At 50.6% G+C, this 6,296-nt stretch carries 6 protein-coding genes and 2 pseudogenes; 4 read left to right on the top strand and 4 right to left on the bottom strand.

All coding sequences use genetic code 11. From position 1 onward, the window contains the following. A partial coding sequence (locus tag RTI30_RS11690) for an AAA family ATPase (RefSeq protein WP_312283818.1) occupies positions 1 to 341 on the bottom strand: 341 nt, incomplete at its 3' end. A gap of 396 nt (positions 342 to 737) precedes the next feature. Here RTI30_RS11690 and RTI30_RS11685 point away from each other — a divergent pair. Further along, positions 738 to 1,757: an IS5 family transposase gene (locus RTI30_RS11685; protein ID WP_312283820.1), complete on the top strand. Its 1,020-nt coding sequence runs from the start codon at positions 738 to 740 to the stop codon at positions 1,755 to 1,757. A 521-nt stretch (positions 1,758 to 2,278) separates the two neighbouring features. On the opposite strand, the gene RTI30_RS11680 is transcribed toward RTI30_RS11685, so the two are convergent. The 3 genes from RTI30_RS11680 to RTI30_RS14330 all read right to left on the bottom strand — a co-directional run bounded on the left by RTI30_RS11680 (position 2,279) and on the right by RTI30_RS14330 (position 4,334). Further along, positions 2,279 to 3,217, bottom strand: a complete 939-nt coding sequence (locus tag RTI30_RS11680) for a hypothetical protein (protein ID WP_312283817.1) — start codon at positions 3,215 to 3,217, stop codon at positions 2,279 to 2,281. Between the two features lie 624 nt (positions 3,218 to 3,841). After that, complete coding sequence (locus tag RTI30_RS11675; protein WP_312283816.1) at positions 3,842 to 4,138, bottom strand: type II toxin-antitoxin system RelE/ParE family toxin; 297 nt, start codon at positions 4,136 to 4,138, stop codon at positions 3,842 to 3,844. Position 4,139: 1 nt separating this feature from the next. Further along, positions 4,140 to 4,334, bottom strand: a complete 195-nt coding sequence (locus RTI30_RS14330) for an antitoxin (protein WP_409449704.1) — start codon at positions 4,332 to 4,334, stop codon at positions 4,140 to 4,142. Between the two features lie 332 nt (positions 4,335 to 4,666). Here RTI30_RS14330 and RTI30_RS11670 point away from each other — a divergent pair. The 3 genes and pseudogenes from RTI30_RS11670 to RTI30_RS11660 form a co-directional block, all read left to right on the top strand. Continuing rightward, positions 4,667 to 4,831 (top strand): annotated as a pseudogene (locus tag RTI30_RS11670) (transposase); the annotation flags it as partial. Positions 4,832 to 5,160: 329 nt separating this feature from the next. Then, the gene (locus RTI30_RS11665; RefSeq protein ID WP_312283819.1) at positions 5,161 to 5,775 is read left to right on the top strand and encodes a globin; all 615 of its coding nucleotides are present in this window, start codon (positions 5,161 to 5,163) and stop codon (positions 5,773 to 5,775) included. A 10-nt stretch (positions 5,776 to 5,785) separates the two neighbouring features. Then, positions 5,786 to 6,296 (top strand): annotated as a pseudogene (locus RTI30_RS11660) (TonB-dependent receptor); the annotation flags it as partial.

The following is a 6,296-nucleotide window of genomic DNA, read 5'->3' as shown; positions in this document are numbered from 1 at the left end:
CCCTGGGTGATCTGCCCGCCGGTGTCGCTGCCCATATAGCCTGGCGGCGGGCCGAAGGCTCGCCATTGGCTTCCCTCTCCACTTACTTCATTGGCGTTGAAGCGGACTATTCTGCGAATGTCCCCATAGACCAGTTCGGCAATGGCCTTGGCGGATTCTGTTTTCCCAACACCGGATGGTCCGGTAAAAAGAAAAGACGCTAGCGGTTTATTCTTGCGCCGCGCCAAGCCGGACGTGACTCGGCGGATGGCTCGCTCAATCTGGCGAATTGCGGCATCCTGGCCGATGATTCTGGTACTGGCCATGCTCAGATGGATGTCGGTTGCGATTCCTGTGCTCATCGCGTATTCCTCTTTTTCTGCTTACTTTTACTGTGGACATTTTACCATAAAAAATAACCATCTCTCCTTTATCTATGACTAAAAGAAAAAACATCTTTTGCAAATGGCAAGAAAGCCATTGTTTGTGAAAATCGGAAGAAAGGTATGAGGCTCTAGTTGGCCCACCTCTTTTTTGTTTCCGAAGAAAGGGCGAAATGCAGAATTTTTATGGTAATCTAATTGCAAGAGCGCAACGATGCGTACAGCAAGCTTATACACCCAGAGACCCCAGCCGATGGAGGGGACAAATCAGCGGCAGCGGAGATGGTGTACACAGGGGCACCTCGAAAAACCCCATTGGTACTGGGCTTTTGATAGAATAGAGCGTAGCTGGATGGCAGTGGGGATAGTGGAATGATTGCGCGCAGAACGGCGGTGAAGAACGATCTCTTGGCTGATGAGGGCTATATCCAGAAAGTAGAAGCTATGGGCGATCCCCTCCAGAAAATCGAGGCAGTTGTCGATTTCTCCGCCTTGGCCGAAGCGGTGGAGAGAATTGCCCCGCGCCCAGAGCAGTCAAAAGGTGGGCGGCCTCCCTATCCCACTGAAGTGATGGTTCGGATACTGGTGCTCAAGCGCCTGCATGCCCTTTCCGACGAGCAGGCCGAGTTTCAACTGCTGGATCGGCGTAGCTTCCGACGTTTTTGTGGTTTGGAACATTCCCGGAATATTCCTGATCGCACCACCATTTGGAATTTTGAGAACCGTCTGGGCGTCGAGGGAGTACAAGCGCTCTTTGTGGCATTGGATCGGCAGATTCAAGCCCACGGACTCGAAGCCCGAGCGGGGCAAATCATCGACGCCACTCTGGTTCCTGCCCCCAAACAGCATTTCACCAAAGAGGACAAAGAAATACTTGAGCAGCATGCGGTTCCTGCCGACTGGAAACCAGCCAAGCGCTGGCAGAAGGATGTCGATGCCAGCTGGACCAAGAAACACGGGAAGTCTTACCACGGTTACAAGTTCACAGTGAGCGTAGACCGCAAGCACAAGCTGATCCGGAATTGGGTGGCCGACACAGCCAAAGTCCATGACTCCCAGCACCTGGAAGCCGTACTGGATGACTGGAACACCAGCGCCGAGATCTACGCCGACAAAGGCTATGTCGGTGCAGAGCGAGAGGAGCGGCTACAGGAGCAGGGATATCGTCCCCAGATCCAACGGAAAGCAAAGCAAGGAAAACCCCTCTCTGCCTGCCAGGAACGGCGCAACCGCCGCATTGCCCGGATTCGGGCGCGGGTGGAGCATGTCTTTGCTGCCATCGCCCAGTGGGGTGGCAAGCGTATTCGCACCATAGGACAGGCGCGTGCCACCTTCGCCATGGGCATGATGATCATCGTCTACAACATGCGCCGTTTGGCGTTTTTGGGGGCGTAGTCTGCCTGCATGTCAGGAAATCGGGTAAAAAGCCCAAAATAGAGGGAAAACTCGGCTCACAATAGCCATTTTGGGTCCGTCTGGCGCTTTGATGATCCAGTTGCCGAAGTTTTTAGGGGTTAATCGAGGTGCCCACAGGGGAAGCACCCGACAAAGGGTGGCTAGTAAAACTCCGCCCCGGTGGCACCAGGCAAAGCCGAACTACGGCCGAGAACGTGGAAAGAAACGAAAATGCAGTGGCACCCCATACCCGCCGAAGTGAGAACGACGGGCGGGTGCCTCCTGTAAACTAAAAAAAGGGTTTCTCATTATTGCGCCAGTGCAAAGTGGTTACGACAATACCATCCTCTCCTCGCTGTTCCCCTATCGGTTTTTCCAACAACCCATCTTTTTGCGGGTCTTTCCAACAACCTCCGAGTCCTGCCCGAAAACATTGGCCGGGAGGGTCTCGGCGGACGTTTCCAATCAATGATGGTTGGGTGGACTACAGGATTATGTACTTCAAAACCGTATCTTTTGTATCATTTAACTAAGCTCCAAGTATATCCATCATTGCTTATGTATAGTTTATTTTGATGGTAACCAGGGACAGATTCGTAACCAAGTAATGCGTCATTATCGGCAGCTATCTGATCAAGTAATGGTTTTTTTACTTTTTTACCATTAACTAGTATATATTTTCCAACAAAGTCCAGAATTATCTTACCATCATATTCTGCCGGCAAGATACCGTTGGTAGGCTTTGTCGGAAAATTTCCACTTAATATAGAGCTTCTTTGCACGTTATAACTGTAGTATTTCTTTCTTGACCAGTTGTAGAATATTATTTTATTGCCAATACAAGTGCTGCTGCCATATCCTGCGATGTTTAGCACGTGTTTTTCAAGGTTGCTCTCGTTGGAAGATGTTAAAAGAAGTGTCACGCTTTTGCTGCCGGAAGGTGATGAAATACTGTATTCTCCAAATTTGTAGAAAGTGCCATCACAATAATATATTGGATGATTTGCCATGTTGTGCTTTGTGTAGGATGACCACGGGTTATCAGTGCACTTCCAGTTTACCCCACCAGTACTTGTGCAAACGTAATTAGTAAGATATGTTCCGTAAAATTTCCCATTTGAGAAAAAAAGAGTTTCTGGCCAAAATCCGGCTTCATTGGAATTGGTTCTTAATTTAGTCCAATTAATTCCATCCACAGATTTGTGGAAGCTGCCCGCGTGATCAGCTAACCAGAATCCGTTTCCGTACACAGCCTGATTAATAAGGCTGGTAATATCTGATCTAAAAGCCTCTCCGTCATTTTTTATTTTCCATACAACTCCGTTACTAATTGCCAAGAAATAATTATCTCCGGTGAATAATCTTGGACCATTCCCAAGCATGGCAAAGGCTGAAGAGGAAAATAAAAAAGTTAATCCCGACAGCGCTGAAATTAATTTTTTGTATTTATACAGACTCATGATATTCTCCTTACCGGCGATAATGTTTTCTTGAGAACTCAACTAATCTTGCATGGCCCTGTGGATATACCGCTAATTAATCTTTCATTAACCCAAAACTCCTTCTGGTGATCAGCACTCTTTGTCTTCGGATGGATGGATCCGATCCGCACAAAGTCCCCTGAAACACCCAGAACACGGACGTCGCTAGCGGTTGCGGCCAGTCCATTCGAATAGTGTATGCAATAGTCCTGACCAATTTTCAGGAAAGGGGCTGCACTGCTTTCAACCACAGAGTTAGAGCTTTTACAACCGGCTAACGCCAGCACAACGGAGGACAGCAATATGAAATTGATCTTGCGCACAAAACCTCCTTTAGTAAATAATCTTTACGCACCTCATAGAGGTGCCTCGAAAAATCACGATTATTCCAATGTTTATTTGTTATGTGGTTGGCTACTGCCTCTAGTACCGAATTCTTCGGTATGCACTATAAATGGTGGCTTCAAGTTTGCTCGCATGTCAAATACAAGACCTTTTGCACTATTCTGTCTTATGGTTCTGGTCAACGGCTGGACGGATGGCCTGCTTTTGCTGGGTTCTCCGCCTGCTAGTAATGGGCAGTTATGAGACAAATCGGTGATGCTATTCATTTTGGATTGAACCTGGAAACTCACGGCGGGCATGCACCACGCTCACAATCTCAACGCTGGTGGCTGTAACACGATAGAAAACGATATAGTTCGGATGGGCAATGATCTCGCGCAAGCCGGGAATTCGTTCACTCTGACGATATAGATAGGGATGTTCGGCAGCGGGCAAGACAGATTCTTCCAGCAGGCGTTTCATGCGCCGCGCCGCTGATGGATTCTCTCTAGCGATGTAGCGAATGATATTCGCTAGGTCATCACGGGCTGAGGCCCGCCAGACAATGGGTAGCAACTCAGAGTTTCCTCTGAGCAGATGTTTCGGCTTCCGCTATGATTGCGTCCATTTCGGCCATCACCTCGTCATGCGGAATACAGGGTCGCTTATCAGCCAAGCTCGACGCGACCTTTGTACGCAGCCACGCGGTATAGCTAGTTTCCTGCTCTGACGTCTCAAACTCGGAGATAATAGAAGATAGAACGGGATTCATTCTGGGCGCTCCTCATCCCTGGTGAGGGCTTACCCCTCATTCGGCCAACCATGTGGCCCTTACAGCATATATTAGGCGGTTTCCTGGTTTGCAGGAAACCATCGATAAATGTGCGCCACCGCGTGGATGGAGCCAGCAAGCAAGTGGAGAATGCTGAGAGAATCTCCGGCCACTAAAAAGCACCCAGACACTCTGGAAGAGCCGGATCTCGCCAGCTTTCACGCTATACCAAACCGGCAAGGCATTATCTCCGGTTGTTACTGGGCGGTTTCAAGTTTGAAGTGCAACACCCGCATATAACTCTCTGACCTGCTGCGCCATGACTTCGGCGGGTGTTACGGTGGTTAGAGAGCCAGATCTCCAACGGCATATGGGAAGGGTTCAACAGCCTGATCCAGGCCGTCAAGGCCAAAGCCCGGGGCTATCGCACTACCAAGAACTTCGTCAACATGGCATATCTGGTCTTGGGTAAGCTAAATCTGAGGCTACCCACCTAAAATGTCGAGGAACCTGTTTTTCGTGTGTAGATCATGGATAGCGCGCAGCCGCATGGCTATAAAAAGTGCTAACAAAACAAATATATGGCTGTATGCGGATCCTCCAAAGTTTTCATACGTAAGCCCTGGATGGAAGAGGGCCGTTGGCGATAAATAGGGGCTAGGGCCGCGCAGGAACGTGCTGTTCTTGATGTGATATATTTGGTCAAATATATTGAATAGCGTCAGGTGCAGCCAAGGGGTCTGTGGGAGGCCTTTTTTGGGTACCGCTATATCTGAGCAACTATATTGTTTTGAACGCAAACCAGCAAAGGAGGCGGTCCGTGGACATGCGACAGCAAAATTGTAGTCAGCACCAGAGTGAGGTCTTGGGGAACGCAGGGACGGAAACGGAAAATCCTGCCATGGGCAGAACCAATGCGACCGCATTTGATATCTCCAGTTTCGGTGGAGAAAAGGCTATTGTGGTTCCGGCCTATCCCGATCTCTGCTTCCCGGAGGTCGTCTTCCCCACGCGGCGGGTCGCCCTGGTGGCGGGGGTGGAAAAAATCAGGGAATTGGTTGTCGAGCACCATCGCCTCCTCTGGCATAGCCCCTTGCAACCCATTTTCGGCAACGACGAAAAACACTTTTGGAAGGCGGTGGAATTGACAGCAGATTTCCATGCAGAGGCCTGCGGCGGACCGAAACTCTATACCCAAAAGCGGGGTCATCCGCACCTGCGCGTACGGCATTTTCCCTTCACCATCCGGGAAAGGGATCGCGAACTCTGGCTGGATCTCTATGTAGAAGCCCTACGCAAGGTTGCCTTTCCCCTGGAAGTGGCCGAGGAATACTGGCAGTGGATTGAGGCCCTTTCCATCCGCATGATCAACCGCCGCAGCACCGTAGCCCCACCGGTGCGCATCCCCTTCCGCACCATCGCCCATCAACTACGGCAATAGGATATACGTCATGTCGTCCAAGGATTCGTTACGACTTTCTTTATATATAACCATAATCAGCGCGTTTTCTGCCCATGCCTGCGCGGCGGCGGAGGGCCAAACGGTATCCACGCTGGGTACCATTACCGTACAGGCCCCCGCATCGGTTGCCTCTGGACCGGTCTCTCTTCTTTCTGGACCCGCTACGGGCTATGCGATCACCCGGGAGTCCTTGCCTACCCTCGGCGGGGCCGGTCAGGTCAATCCGTACTTGGCCGTAACCACGCTACCATCGGTGGTTGCCCAAAATCCCGACGCCTATGGTCTGGGCAACCTCGTTGGTGGGACCAAAGGGATCCGCATCCGCGGGGAAAGCAATCCCCACGGCGCCATCGGCACTGTGGAGGGCTTGCCCCTCTTTGGCCTCAGTCCCGGGCCGGGCAGTTTATTCCTTTTCGATATGGAAAATCTTTCTCGTATCTCGCTCTATGAAGGAGCAATTCCCCCGGATAAGCTGGCTATTTTTACCACGCAGGGGGTAT

Source organism: Candidatus Igneacidithiobacillus taiwanensis (assembly GCF_031962545.1).
GTDB lineage: Bacteria > Pseudomonadota > Gammaproteobacteria > Acidithiobacillales > Acidithiobacillaceae > Igneacidithiobacillus > Igneacidithiobacillus taiwanensis.
This window is presented reverse-complemented; position numbering and strand designations above follow the sequence as displayed.